Source organism: Terribacillus halophilus (genome assembly GCF_900101385.1).
Classification (GTDB): Bacteria; Bacillota; Bacilli; order Bacillales; family Amphibacillaceae; genus Terribacillus; species Terribacillus halophilus.
Map to the genome: position 1 here is coordinate 49,177 of NZ_FMZB01000004.1, position 18,302 is coordinate 67,478.

At 45.1% G+C, this 18,302-nt stretch carries 19 protein-coding genes; 12 read left to right on the top strand and 7 right to left on the bottom strand.

Going from position 1 to position 18,302, the window contains the following annotated elements; all coding sequences use genetic code 11:
• Positions 1–138 precede the first annotated feature (138 nt).
• The gene (locus tag BLQ53_RS08370) at positions 139–675 is read right to left on the bottom strand and encodes a DUF3267 domain-containing protein (RefSeq protein WP_170829624.1); all 537 of its coding nucleotides are present in this window, start codon (positions 673–675) and stop codon (positions 139–141) included.
• A 173-nt stretch (positions 676–848) separates the two neighbouring features.
• Between BLQ53_RS08370 and BLQ53_RS08375 the strand changes: the two genes are divergently transcribed.
• The 4 genes from BLQ53_RS08375 (at position 849) to BLQ53_RS08390 (ending at position 4,866) form a co-directional block, all read left to right on the top strand.
• Positions 849–1,196 (top strand): DUF1878 family protein, encoded by a 348-nt coding sequence (locus BLQ53_RS08375; RefSeq protein ID WP_093726860.1) that lies wholly within the window; start codon positions 849–851, stop codon positions 1,194–1,196.
• 682 nt (positions 1,197–1,878) lie between these two features.
• Positions 1,879–3,075 carry a quaternary amine ABC transporter ATP-binding protein gene (locus tag BLQ53_RS08380; RefSeq protein ID WP_093726861.1) on the top strand — a complete coding sequence of 399 codons (1,197 nt, stop codon included), beginning with the start codon at positions 1,879–1,881 and terminating at the stop codon, positions 3,073–3,075.
• Entirely contained in the window at positions 3,068–3,922 is an 855-nt protein-coding gene (locus tag BLQ53_RS08385; RefSeq protein WP_093726862.1) for an ABC transporter permease, read from the top strand. Before BLQ53_RS08380 ends, BLQ53_RS08385 begins: the two co-directional genes overlap by 8 nt.
• A gap of 56 nt (positions 3,923–3,978) precedes the next feature.
• Positions 3,979–4,866 (top strand): glycine betaine ABC transporter substrate-binding protein, encoded by an 888-nt coding sequence (locus BLQ53_RS08390; protein WP_093726863.1) that lies wholly within the window; start codon positions 3,979–3,981, stop codon positions 4,864–4,866.
• A 111-nt stretch (positions 4,867–4,977) separates the two neighbouring features.
• Here the strand turns inward: BLQ53_RS08390 and BLQ53_RS08395 are convergent, their stop codons facing one another.
• Complete coding sequence (locus BLQ53_RS08395) at positions 4,978–5,445, bottom strand: GbsR/MarR family transcriptional regulator (protein ID WP_093726864.1); 468 nt, start codon at positions 5,443–5,445, stop codon at positions 4,978–4,980.
• A gap of 289 nt (positions 5,446–5,734) precedes the next feature.
• On the opposite strand from BLQ53_RS08395, the gene BLQ53_RS08400 reads away from it, so the two are divergent.
• Genes BLQ53_RS08400 through BLQ53_RS08410 form a run of 3 tightly spaced genes read left to right on the top strand, consistent with a single transcriptional unit; the run spans position 5,735 to position 8,720 of the window.
• Positions 5,735–6,931: a quaternary amine ABC transporter ATP-binding protein gene (locus BLQ53_RS08400; RefSeq protein ID WP_093726865.1), complete on the top strand. Its 1,197-nt coding sequence runs from the start codon at positions 5,735–5,737 to the stop codon at positions 6,929–6,931.
• Positions 6,924–7,778: an ABC transporter permease gene (locus BLQ53_RS08405; RefSeq protein ID WP_093726866.1), complete on the top strand. Its 855-nt coding sequence runs from the start codon at positions 6,924–6,926 to the stop codon at positions 7,776–7,778. Before BLQ53_RS08400 ends, BLQ53_RS08405 begins: the two co-directional genes overlap by 8 nt.
• A gap of 54 nt (positions 7,779–7,832) precedes the next feature.
• Entirely contained in the window at positions 7,833–8,720 is an 888-nt protein-coding gene (locus BLQ53_RS08410; protein WP_093726867.1) for a glycine betaine ABC transporter substrate-binding protein, read from the top strand.
• Positions 8,721–8,819: 99 nt separating this feature from the next.
• On the opposite strand, the gene BLQ53_RS08415 is transcribed toward BLQ53_RS08410, so the two are convergent.
• Positions 8,820–9,188 (bottom strand): YtxH domain-containing protein, encoded by a 369-nt coding sequence (locus tag BLQ53_RS08415; RefSeq protein WP_093726868.1) that lies wholly within the window; start codon positions 9,186–9,188, stop codon positions 8,820–8,822.
• A 71-nt stretch (positions 9,189–9,259) separates the two neighbouring features.
• Complete coding sequence (locus BLQ53_RS08420) at positions 9,260–9,685, bottom strand: HIT family protein (protein WP_093726869.1); 426 nt, start codon at positions 9,683–9,685, stop codon at positions 9,260–9,262.
• Between the two features lie 438 nt (positions 9,686–10,123).
• Here BLQ53_RS08420 and BLQ53_RS08425 point away from each other — a divergent pair, with 438 nt between their 5' ends.
• From BLQ53_RS08425 to BLQ53_RS08435, 3 genes are read left to right on the top strand one after another with little or no spacing between them, the layout of a single operon-like run.
• A complete protein-coding gene (locus BLQ53_RS08425; RefSeq protein WP_093726870.1) occupies positions 10,124–10,870 on the top strand; it encodes an ABC transporter ATP-binding protein in 747 nt (248 codons plus the stop codon).
• Positions 10,863–12,077, top strand: coding sequence for an ABC transporter permease (locus BLQ53_RS08430; RefSeq protein ID WP_093726871.1), 1,215 nt, complete (start codon positions 10,863–10,865; stop codon positions 12,075–12,077). Before BLQ53_RS08425 ends, BLQ53_RS08430 begins: the two co-directional genes overlap by 8 nt.
• 11 nt (positions 12,078–12,088) lie before the next feature.
• Positions 12,089–12,802, top strand: coding sequence for an EcsC family protein (locus tag BLQ53_RS08435; RefSeq protein WP_093726872.1), 714 nt, complete (start codon positions 12,089–12,091; stop codon positions 12,800–12,802).
• Positions 12,803–12,840: 38 nt separating this feature from the next.
• Here BLQ53_RS08435 and BLQ53_RS08440 read toward each other — a convergent pair whose 3' ends face one another.
• Together BLQ53_RS08440 and BLQ53_RS08445 are read right to left on the bottom strand one after the other, a co-directional pair.
• Entirely contained in the window at positions 12,841–14,004 is a 1,164-nt protein-coding gene (locus tag BLQ53_RS08440; RefSeq protein WP_093726873.1) for a M20 family metallopeptidase, read from the bottom strand.
• A gap of 125 nt (positions 14,005–14,129) precedes the next feature.
• Entirely contained in the window at positions 14,130–14,591 is a 462-nt protein-coding gene (locus BLQ53_RS08445) for a ferritin-like domain-containing protein (protein ID WP_093726874.1), read from the bottom strand.
• 97 nt (positions 14,592–14,688) lie between these two features.
• On the opposite strand from BLQ53_RS08445, the gene BLQ53_RS08450 reads away from it, so the two are divergent.
• The gene (locus BLQ53_RS08450) at positions 14,689–15,345 is read left to right on the top strand and encodes a phosphatase PAP2 family protein (RefSeq protein WP_093726875.1); all 657 of its coding nucleotides are present in this window, start codon (positions 14,689–14,691) and stop codon (positions 15,343–15,345) included.
• Positions 15,346–15,383: 38 nt separating this feature from the next.
• Here BLQ53_RS08450 and BLQ53_RS19305 read toward each other — a convergent pair whose 3' ends face one another.
• Positions 15,384–15,881, bottom strand: a complete 498-nt coding sequence (locus BLQ53_RS19305; protein ID WP_093726876.1) for an antibiotic biosynthesis monooxygenase family protein — start codon at positions 15,879–15,881, stop codon at positions 15,384–15,386.
• 166 nt (positions 15,882–16,047) lie between these two features.
• Here BLQ53_RS19305 and BLQ53_RS08460 point away from each other — a divergent pair, with 166 nt between their 5' ends.
• Complete coding sequence (locus BLQ53_RS08460; RefSeq protein ID WP_093726877.1) at positions 16,048–18,225, top strand: transglycosylase domain-containing protein; 2,178 nt, start codon at positions 16,048–16,050, stop codon at positions 18,223–18,225.
• Positions 18,226–18,302: the final 77 nt, after the last annotated feature.

Sequence of the window (18,302 nt, forward strand, 5' to 3'; positions counted from 1 at the left end):
TAATCCACTTGTAATTTGAATGGCGGCTTGTCCGCCGTTTCCCTTAAGACAATATATCACATAATAAAGGGGAAAAGACAATCAATAATTGTAATTCCACAGTTTTTCCATATGTAAAAACGCTCCGAAAATGGAGCGTCATTTAACCAGTATATCATAGCTTTCATCTGTCCCTGCAATGACGCATTTGCGCGGCGCCTGCAGTATATTGCTGAGATAGAAGCCATCAGAGAAGGTCATGGCTGCATTGACACTGATCGGCAGGATAAAATAGATAGGCATTACATCCACGAAAATGGCTGAAATCAGCAAAGGCAATGTAATCAAAATAGTCGGCATGAGCAAGGAAAGGAACGGAACGATCCGGCTTGTTTCGGTCCTGACCTTGAATTGCATGATCGGGATGAATTGTCCAACCCAACGCAGTTTGTATGCACAACGCTTCCCTGTCATCCAGAAAGGAATCAAATGTGTGATGCCATGGATGAATGGAAGCAAGTATACAGAAATCAATGATAGTAATAGACCTGTTTCTTCGATTTTTATTTTAGGGTGGATCAGCGTCAGCATCGGATATAGAATGATGAAAGTCAATAATCCGATCATTGCTGAGATCAGGCAAATACGATTGGTGCCGAGATCTTTCTTCGCATCGACACTTCTCCAGCAATTCATGTCCATAGCTCCCTTCTGTCAACATGAATTTAGGGTGAGCTTTTCTCACTTAAGAGATATTAGTACGTTTGATCGGGAAAATCAATAGCTTTCCTGGAAATTTTACTTTAAAATATAAGAACAAGTTCCGTTCTCATGAAACGGCTATTTTGAGAGACAAAGGAAGCGTTTTTATGGAGGAAGAAAAAAAGAGTACGCTGTCTTTTCATCTGCAATTGATTGCAGAGACTGGAGTGTTGGATAAATATCCTTTCCGTAAGCTCCTCATTGAACGGGATATAAATGAGGAGGAATATGCTGCTGTGCTGGAAATGCTTCAGCGACTTAATCGATCATACAAGGAACAAAAGGAAGAAGGTTTGCTGGATTACACGTCCCTGCTGCTGGAATTCGTCGGTATGCTTCCAGCGAAGCTTTATTATTGGGATGTCCTGCTGGCGCTTCGTGAAGAAAAGCAGGATGATACATATAAAGATCTGGTGAACGAATTGATATTGCTGGATATGAAAAACCGCTATTAGCTGAAGCTGATAGTGGTTATTTTTTTGAGTAGTCCTATCCTTTCAATGGACTTCCGAACTTCATAAGAAGAATGATGTCAAGCATCTTGATGGAGTGCTTGTCCGATATCGTGGACTTCAGCTGTCTAAATCGTCTGGCGGCGCTGCGGGATATCCCAGTTTGGATTTATCAAAAAATCCATTTCCCCTGATTGGAAATGGTGATTTGCAGGGGTGAAGAGATTTTTTGTCCTGATTAGCTTGACTATCTGATTCAGAGTGAGTGGACGATTTTCTACATATAATATGGCCAAGACAATCCTTCGGTTCTACATATAATATGGCCAAGACAATCCTTCGGTTCTGCATATCAATCTATACAATAAGATCCTGTCATCCACTGATCTAACGTCCTTCATTTCTTTCCATTCACCTTCGTATCAAACCTACATGAAAGATGTTTACAAAGGAAATACTCTATGTAATAGCATTTCGGAGTAATTAGGAGGAAATAGAAGTAATGTAAAGGATGGTTTGTACAGTATATTCTGTACGTACTATACATTCAGATATAACGATTCGTTTCGTTTGATTTGTTTTCTGTTTATGTTTAGTATTAATAGGGTCGAAACATCGTGGTAGTAAAATATTCCTGATTATTACAGTCAGGTTACAGAAGACTAGTGAAAAAGAGGTGAATACTGTGCCGATTATTAAAGTAGAAAATCTCTCCAAGGTGTTTGGGAAAAACACGAAAGCTGCACTGCAATTAGCAGAGGCAGGTAAGACAAAAGAGGAGATACTAAAAGAATCAGGAAGCACAGTTGGTGTCAATCGAGCATCATTTGAAGTGGAGGCAGGAGAGATCTTCGTTATCATGGGTCTTTCAGGCAGTGGGAAATCCACATTGGTACGTCTGATCAATCGCCTGATCGAACCGACGACGGGTAATATTTACATTGACGGGGAAAACCTAGCGAAAATGGATAAAAAAGAACTTCGACGGGTACGCCGGGAAAAGCTGAGCATGGTATTCCAGCGATTTGGATTATTCCCGAATAGGACGATTCTGCAGAATACAGAATACGGACTGGAAGTACAAGGAATCAGCAAACAGGAAAGAACGCAAAAAGCGAAGGAAGCCTTGGAACTTGTTGGTTTGGGAAGCTATCTCGATCAATATCCTGGTCAATTGTCTGGTGGTATGCAGCAACGTGTGGGTCTTGCGCGTGCACTTGCAAATGATCCAGAGGTACTACTGATGGATGAAGCTTTCTCGGCTCTTGATCCACTGATTCGTAAAGATATGCAGGACGAATTATTAGATCTGCAGGAAACAATGAAGAAGACTATTCTTTTCATCACACATGACTTGGATGAAGCGCTTCGCATCGGTGACCGAATCGCCTTGATGAAAGACGGAAAAATCGTCCAGATCGGGACACCTGAGGATATCCTTGTGAATCCGGCGAATAAGTTTGTCGAGAAGTTCGTGGAAGATGTCGATCGTGCAAAAGTACTTACTGCACAGCAAATCATGAAACGTCCGGAAACGGTAAACATCGAAAAGCATGGACCGCGTGTGGCCTTGGAACGAATGCGGGAAGCTGGTCTGTCCAGTATCCTGGTCGTGGATGGCAAAAGGACTCTGCAAGGCATCATAACGGCAGATGCAGCGAATGAAGCTAGAAAGAATGAAGTGAAGAACTTATCGGAAATCATACAGCGTGATGTACCGACAGTGGAAAAAGATACACCGCTCCATGACTTGTTTGCTGTCATCCATGATTCGCCGGTTCCGTTGGCAGTTACAGAAAACGGAAAGCTTTTGGGAATTATCGTCAGAGGTGCAGTTATCGGTGCACTTGCTGGTGAGGGTGAGGTGAACGAACATGCTTGATTTCATGGAAAACGTTAAAGAAATTCCAGTTGGGGATTGGATGACTGATTTTGTCGACTGGCTGACGAATACATTCGCTTTCTTGTTCGATCCGATCAAGGATGGGCTTGCTAGCTTTATGAGCATCATTACACAAGGGTTGGCTGCCATACCTCCTGTCATTTTCATTTTACTAGTCGCTATATTGGCCTTTTTCATGACAGGGAAGAAATTCGGTTTAGCGGTATTCAGCATAATCGGGTTACTATTTATCTGGAACCAAGGACTTTGGGATCATTTGATCGAGACATTCACACTCGTGCTGATAGCGAGCATCATTTGTATCATTATCGGTATCCCGATTGGTATCTTGATGGCGAAAAGCAAAGTTGCTGAAACGATCATTACCCCAATTCTAGACTTTATGCAAACGATGCCTGCATTCGTTTATTTGATTCCGGCGGTTGCCTTCTTCAGTATCGGTGTGGTTCCAGGTATCTTTGCATCCCTTATATTTGCTACACCGCCAACAGTCCGCTTTACGAATCTTGGTATTCGTCAAGTATCTGATGAGTTGGTGGAAGCAGCTGATGCATTTGGATCGACAGGACCGCAGAAGCTCTTCAAAGTGGAATTGCCAATGGCGAAATACACAATCATGGCTGGTGTCAATCAAACCGTCATGCTGGCTCTGTCAATGGTCGTCATTGCATCCATGATTGGTGCGCCTGGTCTTGGCCGTGAAGTATTGGCTTCCTTGCAGCGTGCACAAGTTGGCCCAGGTTTCGTTGCCGGGCTCTGTATCTTTGTACTGGCCATCATTATTGACCGTTTTACACAAAACATTTACAAAGATAAGTCCAAGTAATTGATAAAGCCTGTAACAGGCTTTCCGTATCATGCGGAAAAGGAGAGTTTGTTTGCATGAAAAAATGGAAAACAGTGGGTATGACTGCGGGTCTGGTATTGTCACTTGTTGCAGCAGGCTGCAGCAATGACAGTTCCAGCTCAGACAGTGTAAGTGAACAAGTGGATTACACGGTAACAGGTATCGAAGCAGGTGCCGGTGTCATGAAAGCGACGGAAAAAGCTTTTCAAGACTATCAGCTTGATGGCTGGTCAATCACGCCGTCCTCAAGCGGTGTAATGGCGATTGCTTTGGAAGATGCCATCGAGGACAAAGAGCCGATCGTCATCACAGGCTGGACCCCGCATTGGATGTTTGCCAAGTATGATCTTAAATATCTGGATGATCCGAAAAAATCATATGGCGAAGCTGAATCCCTTCATACGCTCACTCGCGAAGGTTTCGCAGATGATGTTCCTGGTGCGAATAAAGTCCTTGATCAGTTTAACTGGCAAGTAGAAGACATGGAGAAAGTCATGCTCGAAATTAATAAGGGCGCTGAACCAGCTGAAGCAGCCCGCACGTGGGTCGATGAGCACGCAGATCAAGTTGCTGAATGGACAAATGGTGCCCAAAAGGGTAATGGACAGGAAGTCAGTCTCGTTTACGTGGAATGGGATTCGGAAGTGGCGTCTACAAATGTCTTGAAAGTCGTTCTAGATGATCTTGGTTATAAAACCGAAATCACCCCGCTTGATAATGCCATCATGTGGCAAGCTGTCGCGCAAGGAGAAGCAGATGCAACAGCATCAGCATGGCTGCCGACGACACACGGGGATCTATATGAGCGATACAAGGATCAAGTTGTCGATTTGGGAGCAAGCCTGGAAGGTGCTAGGACAGGTATGGTCGTACCTAGTTATGTAGATGCAGATTCCATCGAAGATTTGGAGCCTAAAGGCTAATAGGAAAACCTCTTCCTGCGGGAAGGGGTTTTTTCTTTTGGATTAATTCTGCTGAATGAATGAAAAGTGCTGTCCGAGAGGAAAAGGAACGAATCAAAACCGCTATCAACTCTAGCTGATAGCGGTTATTTTTTTGAGTATGGCAGCTGCTTCTTCGTGAATCTGCAGACTGCTGGATAATTTCTCCTCCATGGGCTGCCATTCTGGATCATCTTCCGAGATGGCTTGTTTTAATTGCTCCATTGCCTCGATTTGCCGGATTGTCTGCGAATGCCATTGTTTAACTTGGAGCGCCATCAGCTTTTTATATACGGAGCTGACATTCGTATAGAAATCCTTTCTTGATCCTTTTACCCATACACGATCAACAAGTTCCAGATGGGATAGATTACGGATAGCTATATTGACAGCAGTTTTGCTTTTTCCAATCGATTTTGCCATTTGATCCAGGGTGAGTGAATGCTTTTCTACATATAGCACGGCGAGAAGCCGAGCTTCTGTTGCGGACAAACGGAACATCTCACCTGTCCTCGTCAGTTCCGCTATAAGCGCTTCGTATGATGACATCCTTTCATTCACTATATTTTCGACCTCCCCTTATCTATGCTTCTGTTTCAAGCTTACATGAAACGAAGGGGTAAAGGAACTTCGGTATAGTACAGTATTCGAGAGCATTTAGAAGGAAATAGGAGGAAAAGAGGCGTTATGTCGTGTACAGTATATTCTGTACAAACTTTATGTACAGAAACAACATTTTATGAGGTTTGTGTTGTATGAACTTTTTGTTTAACATAAATTGAGTCGATACATTGTTACGGGAAGTTATCCTGAAGATGACAATAATGTTACAGAAAAAGAGGTGAATGCTGTGCCAATTATAAAAGTGGAAAATCTCTCTAAAGTTTTTGGTAAGAACACGAAAGCTGCGCTGGAATTAGCGGAAGCTGGTAAAACGAAGGAAGAGATTCTGAAAGAAACAGGAAGCACAGTTGGTGTCAATCGTGCATCGTTTGAAGTAGAACCAGGTGAGATATTCGTTATCATGGGTCTCTCAGGAAGTGGTAAATCCACATTGGTACGTCTGATCAACCGCTTGATCGAACCAACGACTGGCGATGTTTACATCGATGGGGAAAACTTGGCAAAGATGGATAAGAAGGAGCTTCGCCGAGTACGCAGGGAAAAACTGAGTATGGTTTTCCAGCGATTCGGGCTGTTCCCGAACAGGACGATTCTGCAAAACGCGGAATATGGACTGGAAGTACAAGGAATCAGCAAAGAGGAAAGAACGAAGAAAGCAACGAAATCGTTGGAACTTGTTGGTTTGGGCAGTTATTTAGATCAATATCCAGGGCAATTGTCTGGTGGTATGCAGCAGCGTGTCGGTTTGGCAAGGGCTCTTGCAAACGATCCGGAAGTCATGCTCATGGATGAAGCTTTTTCAGCACTCGATCCGCTTATCCGGAAAGATATGCAGGATGAATTGTTGGACCTACAGGAAACGATGAAGAAAACAATCTTGTTCATCACCCATGATTTGGACGAAGCATTGCGAATCGGTGACCGTATCGCTTTGATGAAAGACGGGAATATCGTTCAAATCGGTACGCCTGAGGAAATCCTCATGAATCCGGCCAATAGTTATGTCGAGAAATTCGTTGAGGATGTCGATCGAGCAAAAGTACTTACTGCTCAGCAGATTATGAAACGACCGGAAACAATCAACATAGATAAGCACGGTCCTCGTGTGGCATTGGAACGTATGCGGGAAGCGGGTCTGTCCAGTATCCTGGTTGTAGACAGCAAACGTGTACTCCAAGGTATCGTAACGGCAGATGAAGCGAATGAAGCTCGAAAAAATGAAGTGAAGAATCTATCGGAAATCATACAGCGTGATGTACCGACAGTGGAAAAAGATACACCGCTCCATGACTTGTTCGCTGTCATCCATGATTCGCCGGTTCCGTTGGCAGTTACAGAAAACGGAAAACTATTGGGGATTATCGTCAGAGGTGCGGTTATTGGTGCACTTGCTGGTGAGGGTGAGGTGAACGAACATGCTTAATTTCATGGAAAACATAGAAGCACTGCCAGTCGCAGATTGGACATCTAATTTCGTCGATATGCTGACAGATACATTCGCGTTCTTATTCGATCCGATCAAGGATGGTTTAGGTGATGTGATGGACTTGATTACATCAGGTCTTGATGCTATTCCTCCTGTCATTTTTATTTTGCTGGTTGCTATATTAGCTTTCTTCATGACAGGCAAGAAATTCGGTTTGGCAGTATTCAGTATTATTGGTTTACTGTTCATTTGGAACCAAGGTTTATGGGACCAGCTGATTGATACGTTCACACTGGTGCTGACTTCCAGTATTTTGTGTATTATCATCGGTGTCCCTATCGGTATTCTGATGTCCAAAAGTAAAATTGCACAATCCATCATCACGCCCATTCTTGATTTTATGCAGACGATGCCTGCCTTCGTTTATTTGATTCCGGCAGTTGCTTTCTTCAGTATCGGCGTGGTGCCAGGTATTTTCGCATCATTGATTTTTGCGACACCGCCTACTGTACGTTTTACGAATCTGGGTATCCGCCAAGTTTCTGAGGAACTGGTGGAAGCGGCAGATGCCTTCGGTTCTACTGGAGCACAAAAGCTATTCAAAGTGGAGTTGCCAATGGCGAAGTACACTATAATGGCAGGTATTAACCAAACAGTCATGCTCGCGCTTTCCATGGTCGTCATTGCATCCATGATCGGTGCGCCTGGTCTTGGCCGTGAAGTATTGTCTTCCTTGCAGCGAGCACAGGTCGGCCCTGGTTTCGTTGCTGGTCTCAGCATTGTAGTACTTGCAATCATCATTGACCGTTTTACCCAAAATATTTACAAAGATAAATCCAAGTAAATGAATGCAGCCTGAAATAGGCGCTTTCAATAAATAGAAGGGGAGTTCGATTACATGAAAAAGTGGAAAACATTAGGTGTGGCAGCTGGCCTGGCAATGACATTGGTAGCAGCAGGGTGCGGGAATGACAGCTCCAGCTCTGACAGCTTCAGTGAGCAAGTGGATTACAAGATTACTGGTATCGAAGCTGGTGCTGGTGTCATGAGCGCCGCCGAAAAGGCAATTGAAGATTATGATCAGCTGAACGGCTGGACATTGCAACCGTCTTCCAGCGGTGCAATGGCGACAACTCTAGGTGAAGCGATCAAAGACGAAGAGCCAATCATCATCACAGGCTGGACACCTCATTGGATGTTCAGTAAATATGATCTGAAGTATCTGGAAGATCCAAAAGGTTCATTTGGAGAAGAAGAAACGATTAATACCATGACTCGCCAAGGGTTTGCTGACGATGTACCGGGTGCTAATAAAGTACTTGATCAATTCAACTGGACTACAGACGATATGGGAGAAGTCATGTTGGAAGTAAGTGAAGGTGCAGACCCAGCCGAAGCTGCACGCAACTGGGTGGACAGCCACGAGGATCAAGTAGCTGAGTGGACGAAAGGTGCCGAGGAAGGTAACGGTCAGGAAGTCAGCCTGACTTATGTCGAGTGGGATTCCGAAGTTGCTTCTACGAATGTTATGAAAGCTGTACTTGATGACTTGGGATACAATACAAAGATTACACCACTTGATAATGCAGTCATGTGGCAATCAGTTGCCAATGGAGAAGCTGATGCCATGGTAGCAGCTTGGCTGCCGACTACACATGGTGACTTGTATGAGCAATACAAAGATAAGCTTGTGGATTTAGGACCAAACTTGGAAGGTGCGAAAACCGGTCTGGTTGTACCTGACTATGTGGATGCGAATTCCATTGAGGATTTGGAAGCGAAATAATGCTGTAATCGGAAAAACCTCTTCCTGTTGGAAGGGGTTTTTGGTTTGTGATTCTATGAAAGTCAAATGAAAAATGCTCTCCATGACGGAGAGCATTTTTCATTGATTGTTTTTCTGATTCGCTTTTTCTTCCAGTTCTTTCAGGCTTTTCTCGATTTGAGCCAAGCTTTTCTGGATATTTTTCTGATGCGGCTCGACTGTGCGTTTCCAGCTGTCGATGGAAGTTTTGACATCAGCTGATAATTCTTTGAACATAGCAGCGCCTTCTTTGGACGTTCTGGTGATTTGTTCTTTCAGCTGTGTGCCTTCATTTTTCAAGTTGTTGAATGTTACCTTCCACTCATCACTGCGCTGTTTTGCGTCTGCGCGCAGTTCTTTGCCGGAAGATGGCGCTGTCAGCAATGTAATTGCAGCGCTGACTGTGCTGCCTACGAGTATACCTAAAGCGATTGATTTGCTACTTGCCATCATCTTCACTCCTTCCTATTCCATTATACTATTTTCTCTTCTTATGTAGCAGTGAAACATAAGTGGTGAGCTTACTTGATTTTACTGCTGATTGCTTCTGCCAATTCACCAAGATGATCGCTGGCAATATTGTCATGCTGCTTGAAAGTGGCGTGGAAGCCATCATCTTTTCCATACCTAGGTATCAGATGCACATGCAGATGGAAAACCGTCTGTCCTGCGGCAGCTTCTGTGTTGCTCAAGACGTTCAGTCCAGCCGGCTGAAACGCTTCTTTGATCGCATTCGCAATCTGTGGCACACGCGCAAATACTTCCTGTGCCACTTCAGGCGGTGTTTCGTATATATTCTTCGTATGGGTTTTCGGGATGATGAGGGTATGTCCCTTTGTCACCTGGCCGATATCCATAAAAGCAAGTACTTGGTCATCTTCATAAACTTTTGCTGAAGGCAGTTCACCAGCGGCGATTTTACAGAAGATACAATCCTTTTCGTGCATACGATCACTCCTTTGACATGTATACATATTGTATAAAGGAATGGACATGCTTGTAAAGTATGTCGAATAAAATAGGCAGACATCCCGTAACGGCCGGAATGTTGGAATTCTTCGCGTTTTGGGAGTGTCTGCCTCAGAAGCAAGGTTGCCAAGAGTAAAACCATTTCGAACTGTACAGCGGCTTACGGAGTTTGCGCCAGTACACTTTCAGCTTGCTTACAGTTGTAAATCAGCTTACTTTCGGACGTAGCGGTTTGTATCTCCTACCAACACCTCATTTTTTTAGGAATGGGTCCTGCTTTCGGAAACCTCTTGGCAACTTCATTGCTTCGAAAATAGTATGTGCAGGTTGTGTGAGGTTATAACCGTTTTATTTTGGCAAATCCGCCGTGCTTTGGTAAACTTTTAGCAAGAGTGCCTTAGAAAGGGGAAAAGGTAATGCAGCCTTTATTACATATAGATTCACTTACAGGCGGATATACACATAAAAATGTCCTGCATGAAGTATCATTCCAAGTAGATGCGGGGGAAATTGTCGGGCTCATTGGCCTGAACGGAGCTGGTAAGAGTACGACAATCAAGCATATCATCGGACTCATGCAGCCCAAGGGCGGCAGTATCCAGATCAATGGCCATACATTTGCTGCTTCACCGGAGACGTATCGGAGCAATTTCTCGTACATACCGGAAATGCCAGTGCTTTATGATGAACTGACGTTATATGATCACTTGCGTCTCACTGCACAGGCTTATGATTTGTCGAAGGAGGAATTTGATAAACGTCTTCCTCCCTTGCTGAAGGAATTCCGTCTCGAAAAGAAACTGAAGATGTTCCCGGTTCATTTTTCAAAGGGGATGCGCCAAAAAGTGATGATCATGTGCTCTTTCCTTGTGGAACCAGATCTATATATCGTGGATGAACCATTCGTAGGACTTGATCCGCTAGGTATTCAGTCGTATTTGCAGCTGATGAACCAGGCAAAGGAGAATGGAGCTGGCGTACTGATGTCCACACATATTCTTGCTACTGCGGAACGTTACTGTGACCGTATCGTCATCCTGCATGATGGAAAGCTGCGGGCGGCTGGCACCATGGAGGAACTGCGCAATGAATTCGACATGCGGGATGCCACACTGGACGATCTATATGTCCAGCTGACAAAGGAAGAAGACAGCCATGTTTAATGCGGATACGTTTTTCAAACAGCGGCTTTCCGAGCACATGAAGGAAATGAACCGCTATCTGCGTTATATATTCAATCAGCATCTTATGATAGCCATGCTGTTTTTGATTTCGGGGCTTGCCTATTATTATCAGCAGTGGCTTGAGACATTGGATCCGGGTTTTCCTGCACCGCTTTTGATTGGTGTTGTATTTGGTCTTTTGGCAAGCTACAGCCCGGTCCGGACTTTATTGAAGGAAGCCGATATCGTGTTTCTGCTTCCACTTGAGCCAAAGCTGCACCGTTATTTCAAGTTAACGATCGGCTACAGCTTCTTCACACAGCTTTACCTGCTCATTTTGGCGGCAGCGGCGCTTGCGCCTTTGTTTTTCGCAGCGGGGCTGGGGGATGGCTTTGCTTCCTATTTGCTTGTCTTTTTCGTCCTGCTTGTATTTAAGCTGTGGAACCTCCATATGAATTGGTGGATGTTGAAGATTCGGAATGTCAATATAAGAAGAGGCGAGCAGACACTGCGTGTAGTGTTGAATATCGGATGTTTTTGGCTCTTTTTACGCGGTGATCTGATGGCAGCGGCGGTTTTGACAGTTCTATTTGTTGCGCTGCTTATTGCAGACTTCAGCATCAGCAGAAAACAAGGGGGACTTGCATGGGACTTGCTGATTGAAAAGGATCAGGCGCGAATGCAGGCGTTTTACCGGATTGCGAACCAGTTTGCCGATGTACCGCATTTGAAGACGAAAGTCCATAAGCGGCAATCTGTCGTCAATCTATTTACTAGCCGTGTTCCTTTCGAGCAGAAGGATACATATGATTATCTGTTCCGAGTTACCTTTGTCAGAGGCGGGGACTATTTCGGGCTCTTTCTGCGGTTGACGATCTTGGCTGGAGTCATCATCTACTTTATTCCCAATCTTTGGGTCCAGCTGGCATTTGCTTTATTGTTCCTTTATTTGACCGGTTTCCAACTGATCGGTTTATGGAAGCATCATCGAACCATAGCTTGGATGGATCTATATCCGGTTCCAGACGACACCCGCAAACATGCTTTGCTAGCTCTCCTGCAGCAATTAGCTATCATACAGGCGGTATTGCTGAGCCTGGTGTTCCTGTTCCGAGCCGATGTACTAGGTTTCGGTTTGGCGCTAATTGTCGGACTGGTCTTCGGAGTCGGATTCGTCCGTATGTATGTGCCAAAACGGTTGAAATAGGAAGGAGTCGGATGGTGGAAGATTATTATAAGGAAAGAAAACTGAAGGAAGCGATGTTCTATTATCATTCCCTGCAAAGACGCGGCGGCAGGTTCCAGCGGTTTTCCAAAGGTGCCCAGGATACAATCACCGATAAGATTCCAGCAGCAGTGCACAGCGCAATCACGGCAGCGATCCGCCAGATGATCGAGCTGAGCCTGACGTCTTCCAATTATATTTATCCAATTCAAGTCGAAAAGAACTGGAGTTTCGAACAAAGGGAAAAAGAAGTGCGGAAAGTGATCAATCGTTATAAAACGACAGCAAGATTGGAAGGAGCCGGCACTGGAGCTGGAGGCATTCTTTTAGGGATGGCTGATTTCCCGCTACTGCTCAGCATCAAGATGAAATGTCTATTCGATATTGGCAGGATTTATGGCTTCGATGTGACAGCATTCAGTGAAAGAGTATTTCTCCTGCAAATATTCAGTGCCACGTTCTCAAGCGGCGAAACAAGGGTAAAGCTTTGGGAAGCTATCCGTCATTGGAATGAAGTTTCCGGTGCCATCGAGGATGTCAATTGGCGAGTGCTGCAGCAGGAATATCGGGATCATATCGATTTAATCAAGATGGTCCAGCTGTTGCCTGGTGTCGGTGCTTTTGTCGGCGCCGTCATCAATGGCAAATTCCTTGAACAATTAGGCACAGCAGCCATGCATGCTTACCGAATACGCATGTTAACATAAGAAAGGATCAGCGTGAACGTCACGCTGATCCTTTTTGTTTATTGGTATGCAAGACAAGTGCTGAGCAAGGTTTTAGCAGCGATGACCATCGCTCGTTCGTCGAAATCGAATTTCGGATGGTGGTGCGGGTAATAATGATCTTCTTTCTTAGCTCCTGTGAAGAAGAATGCACCTGGTTTGTCGTGCAAATAATAAGAGAAATCCTCGCCAGTCATGGTTGGCAGCACCTTATTGGCTTCTTGCACCTCTGCCACTTCTTTAGAAGCATCCAGAACCAACTGAGCTTCGGCAGGGTGGTTGATGACAGGCGGGTATCCTTCGATATATTCATACGTATAGCTTGCGCCGTTAGCTGTTGTAATACCCTTCAGCACATTTTCTATTTCCATTTTGATCTGTTCCTGTACAGCAGTGTCGAAAGTGCGGACGGTACCAGTCAGCTTGGCGGAGTCGGCAATGACGTTAAAGGCGGCTCCTGCTTCGAATGTACCGACAGTGATGACAGCTGTATGCAGTGGATCCAAGCGGCGGCTGATAATTTGCTGGAGTGCTGTTACGACTTGAGAACCAATCAAGACGGCATCTTTGGTCTGATGCGGTTGGGCACCATGTCCGCCTTTGCCGATGATCTCGATTTCAAAGCGATCTGCTCCGGCCATGAATTCTTTATCCGCCGTCTCGATAGTGCCAAGCGGCGTGTCCGACCATAGATGTGTTCCAAAGACGGCATCTACATCATCCAGGATACCAGTCTCAATGATTGGTTTCGCTCCGCCTGGTGCATATTCTTCTGCGTGCTGGTGAACGAATACCAGTGTGCCTGGTATTTGATCTTGTAAGGATCTTGCTGCTTTGGCAATACCTAGCAATGTAGCTGTATGTCCATCGTGACCGCACGCATGCATGACATTTGGTACTGTCGATTTATAAGGGACATCGTTTTCTTCCTGAATCGGCAAAGCATCGAAATCTGCCCGAAGAGCGATTTTTTTACCGGGCTTACCGCCTTTCAGGGTGGCAACTACACCATTTCCTCCGACATTCTTTTCATAGGGGATGCCAAGCTCCTCGTATGTATTCGCGATATAGGCAGCTGTCTTTTCTTCTTTAAAGGATAGTTCTGGATGCTGATGAAGGTATCTTCTTGTGGCAACCATATCCTCATAAAGCTCATCCATTTTGCTGAATAAATCCGCTAGCATGCTGCACCAGCCTCCTTCATTTGTATGAAATAAGACCAGTATAGCACATTTATTATCAATAATTATTGATTTATTCAGAAAATGCATGAGAAAACCCATAACCAATTGGTTACGGGTTTGGTATATCAGGACAGATGAGAGTCCTTCAAAAGCCGGTTCAGTTCGTCGCGGTGGTTCGTTTCGTCGGCAATCAGATCTTCCAGCTTGGTAACAAGCTCCGTCATGTTAAGATCCTCAGCCTGCTGTTTGCGTTTCTCATAACGTTCGATTGTATCCTGTTCCGAATCACGGGCTTCCGTCAGCATTTTTGTTACATCTGTGTGATAGGGTACTTCTGCCGGAACAGTAGTAGGCGTACCACCGAGGGTGACGATCTTATCTGCCAAATATTTTGCGTGTCCGATTTCATCCGTGATCTCATCCTCGAAGAATGGTTTCAAAAATGCACGGTAAAGGCCGGAAACTGCTGAGCTGTATGTGGTATACATGATGGATGCGGCATATTCATTCGCCAAGTCTACGTTCAAGCCATCGATAAGTTCCTGTAATTGGGAGTTCTCCTTGATTTTTCTCACATTGTCTGCCATGTTTATCATCCTTTCTGATTGGCTATCTGTAGAATATATTCCCCATGCATTTGTTTTCTAAACCAACACCGTAGTACAATCGATCAGAGGTGACGATATGGATCTTCCACACAAAAAAAGGTATATCCTGCTCTTTACGATTTCAATTATCATAGCTGCTGCGTTCACGATCGATGTCGCGTTTCATCCAGATCCGCTGCTGGACCAGTGGACAGCGCCGTTTGCTCAATCCTTGCAGGGAACAATTTGGTTCGATGTCTCCCGCTGGATCACGGAGTTTGGTTCCAGTACCGTTTTATCTATCCTTGCTTTTTTATTCGGTCTTTTCTTGGGTTTGAAAAAAAGGGATTTAATCGGGGCAGGTATTGTATTTACCGCTACCGCTTTAGGCTATCAATTCAATTTTGTCATTAAAAGAATTGTGGAAAGGCAACGCCCGTCTATTCTGGCATTGGTTGATGGCGAAGGTTTCAGTTTCCCATCAGGCCATTCCATGGTGTCTTTCATCACATATGGCATCATCCTTTATTTCCTGTGGCATTATCTGAAAAACAGCCAGCGATATACCGCTGCTTTCCTGGCAGCACTGATCGTCTTGCTGGTTGGCTTCAGCCGGTATGTACTACGGGTGCATTACTTGACGGATGTGCTCGCTGGGTATGCTTATGGAATGGTTTTTCTGCTGATTTGGATTTTATTTTACAAATGGATGCAGCATAAGCTTGGGAGACGGGAAAAAGCTCGATCATATTGAATAACAAAAGCCTGTCCAACTATATGGACAGGCTTTTGTTATGCTTCATTGTCGATAAAATAAGTGGTGACATATGCGGGGCCGGCACTGAATGGCGGACGCTTCGGCTGTCCGGCATCTTTTTTATGGGCATGCTGGAACGATTCGGATGCCTTCCAATCTTCAAAGTGCTGTTTGTCTTCCCAAGCCGTCAGTACAAGATACGTGTTGCCTGATCGCGGTCTGAGCACTCGGAGTGCTTTAAACCCAGGTGTTTGATCGATTTTGCCGGCTCTCTTTTTGAATACATCCTCAAATATCGGACGCCCTTCATCTGTGACGGGGATGTTGTTGATCGCGATATATCCTTCATCGGGGATGTCTCCGGTACCTGTTACACGCTCATATGTACGCGGTGTAGTGAATCTTGCAGCGTTTGGTTCCTCGGTATAGGCAAGAGCACCCTCGGCGCCTTCGAACACCCAAATCTTGGCTTGTTCTTTTTCCTTCAGCTGGCGAAGGAATTCTGTCGTACCATTGGTGAAATGTACCATCATTCGTATTCAACCTCCTGGCAGTATGTTAGAGTCAGTGTAGCAATTTCACAATGCGTAATGCAAGCTAGGACCCCATTCGATAGGAAAGATGGGTAAATGGCATTTTTTGTCGTATAATAAAGGTTATAGAACGATCATGGGGATACGTAAGAGGTGAAGGAACGTTATGAAACGATCAGAACATAAGCAGCATAAACGGATGCGGCGGAAGACTCTATATCTTCTTGGAGCTGGTATCATATTGGCGGGCATTACTGCTGCCTATATCCTGTTATTTTTCGGGGGAAGACTCGTTATTGATAAAGATGATCTGACGTTGAAGGCCGCTTCAACAGTAGAGAACCAGGATGGGGAAGTCATTGCGGAATTCTATGAAGAAAACCGGGAGCCTGTCAAATTCGATGAGATTTCCGAACATGTGAAAAATGCTTTTGTTTCCATAGAAGATGCCAGGTTCTACAAGCATCATGGTATCGATATCCGTGCGACCGCCAGAGCCTTGTACCGCGATATCATCGCGATGAGCAAGGTGGAAGGCGGAAGTACGATCACACAGCAGACAGCGAAGAACCTTTTCTTCAAAAATGATAAGACGTTTACTCGTAAGGCTAAAGAAGCTATGGCGGCTATCTACTTGGAGAGACATTACACGAAGAAGCAGATTCTGGAGTATTATCTGAATGAAATCTATTTTGCGCACGGTCTTTATGGAATCGAGTCAGCTGCCAATTATTATTTCAATAAAAGCGCCAGTGACTTGACTCTTTCGGAGAGTGCGATGCTGGGAGCCTTGTCCAAAGCGCCTAATACGTACTCACCGAATAATAATCCTGATTTAGCGAAGGAAAGACGCAATTTGGTGCTTGATGAGATGGAGGAGCAGGGTTACATCACAACGGAAGAAAAAGAAGCTGCCCAAGCAGAAGACCTCGGCGTGACAGAGCCTGAAGAAGAGAAAGAACGGCCTTGGATTGAGAGCTATATTGATTTGGTGGCGGATGAAGCGCAGGAGAAATATGATTTATCTTTGGAAGACTTGCGTACGGGCGGTTACCGGATTGTCGTGAATGTGGATGAAGATATTCAGCGTACAGCTTATAAGACAATGCAGGACGATACGTATTTTGACGGCTCGACAGATGGCATTGAAGGCGCCTTTGTCATGCTTGACCAAAATTCCGGTAAGATTGTCGCAGCTGTCGGAGCACGTGAGTTCCAATACGGCGACATTAACCGTGTGACCGTGCAGAGACAGCCAGGATCGGTCATGAAGCCTCTCGCAGTCTATGGACCAGCGTTGGATACAGGAGATTATAATGCTTACAGTGAGCTGCCGGATGAGAAAAAGACTTACGACGATGACTACACGGTTTCCAACCACGATGATCAGTATGAGGGCGATATCACGATGTATGAAGCCCTGCAGGAATCCAAGAATACGACGGCTGTTTGGCTGCTTGATCAGATCGGCATCAAAACCAGCAAGTCTTACTTGGAAAAGATGCATATCGATTTGCCGGATAAAGGTCTGTCTATCGCCCTTGGCGGCTTGGAGGAAGGCTTGACACCGCTGCAGATAGCGGAAGGCTTCCGGACATTCGCCCATGAAGGACAGTGGATCGAATCCCAGTCCATCAACGCGATCTATGACAGAAACGGGGAAGCGGCCTTCAAAGCAGAACCGCAAACAGAAGATGTATTCTCCGAACAGACGGCCTGGGATATGACGCGTATGCTGCAAGGTGTCATCACCGGCGGTACCGGAACGGCTGGTACTTATTATGGGGCACTGGCTGGGAAGACAGGTACGACGCAGCACCCGAAAGTGGATGGTGCAGATAAGGATGCTTGGTTTGCCGGTTACACGCCTGAATATGTCGCGGTAAGCTGGATGGGGTATGACAAAACAAACGATGAAAACTATCTGGAGAGCGGCAGTTCGATGCCTACTGCTCTGACGAAATCGATTTTGCGCCAAGTTTCCCAATATCGGACAATGTCCACGAGCTTCGAAAAGCCGGAAAATGCAGAGGATATCGGCGGTCCGGTCGAATTACCGACGATCACGGATGCATCGATTTCCTATGGTTTCGGAGGTCTGAGAATCGTCAATGCCGACTTGACGTGGACAGCGAGCGATGACAAGCGGATCATCTATCACATTTACAAAGAAACCGACGATGGTGCTGAGAAAATAGGGGAAGTACAAGGTAAGGGATCCTTTACAGTAGATAAAGTCAATCTGCTGAAAGATACTTCCTACTATGTGGTTCCATTCAATCCGCTGACGGATGAAAGCGGGGCGGAATCCAACCATACGGTCCTTTCTGGTTTCGGATTCTGATAAATTTCACGAGTCTGACACAAATCATCAAAAAATAGCGTTTTTATGAGTCAAATGGATGCAAACGTACATGAAAT

Bases quoted from the DNA above. Each gene is read 5' to 3' on its own strand.
- BLQ53_RS08370 (WP_170829624.1), bottom strand. From the start codon at position 675: ATGAATTGCTGGAGAAGTGTCGATGCGAAGAAAGATCTCGGCACCAAT.
- BLQ53_RS08375 (WP_093726860.1), top strand. From the start codon at position 849: ATGGAGGAAGAAAAAAAGAGTACGCTGTCTTTTCATCTGCAATTGATT.
- BLQ53_RS08385 (WP_093726862.1), top strand. From the start codon at position 3,068: ATGCTTGATTTCATGGAAAACGTTAAAGAAATTCCAGTTGGGGATTGG.
- BLQ53_RS08390 (WP_093726863.1), top strand. From the start codon at position 3,979: ATGAAAAAATGGAAAACAGTGGGTATGACTGCGGGTCTGGTATTGTCA.
- BLQ53_RS08405 (WP_093726866.1), top strand. From the start codon at position 6,924: ATGCTTAATTTCATGGAAAACATAGAAGCACTGCCAGTCGCAGATTGG.
- BLQ53_RS08410 (WP_093726867.1), top strand. From the start codon at position 7,833: ATGAAAAAGTGGAAAACATTAGGTGTGGCAGCTGGCCTGGCAATGACA.
- BLQ53_RS08415 (WP_093726868.1), bottom strand. From the start codon at position 9,188: ATGGCAAGTAGCAAATCAATCGCTTTAGGTATACTCGTAGGCAGCACA.
- BLQ53_RS08420 (WP_093726869.1), bottom strand. From the start codon at position 9,685: ATGCACGAAAAGGATTGTATCTTCTGTAAAATCGCCGCTGGTGAACTG.
- BLQ53_RS08425 (WP_093726870.1), top strand. From the start codon at position 10,124: ATGCAGCCTTTATTACATATAGATTCACTTACAGGCGGATATACACAT.
- BLQ53_RS08430 (WP_093726871.1), top strand. From the start codon at position 10,863: ATGTTTAATGCGGATACGTTTTTCAAACAGCGGCTTTCCGAGCACATG.
- BLQ53_RS08435 (WP_093726872.1), top strand. From the start codon at position 12,089: ATGGTGGAAGATTATTATAAGGAAAGAAAACTGAAGGAAGCGATGTTC.
- BLQ53_RS08440 (WP_093726873.1), bottom strand. From the start codon at position 14,004: ATGCTAGCGGATTTATTCAGCAAAATGGATGAGCTTTATGAGGATATG.
- BLQ53_RS08445 (WP_093726874.1), bottom strand. From the start codon at position 14,591: ATGGCAGACAATGTGAGAAAAATCAAGGAGAACTCCCAATTACAGGAA.
- BLQ53_RS08450 (WP_093726875.1), top strand. From the start codon at position 14,689: ATGGATCTTCCACACAAAAAAAGGTATATCCTGCTCTTTACGATTTCA.
- BLQ53_RS19305 (WP_093726876.1), bottom strand. From the start codon at position 15,881: ATGATGGTACATTTCACCAATGGTACGACAGAATTCCTTCGCCAGCTG.
- BLQ53_RS08460 (WP_093726877.1), top strand. From the start codon at position 16,048: ATGAAACGATCAGAACATAAGCAGCATAAACGGATGCGGCGGAAGACT.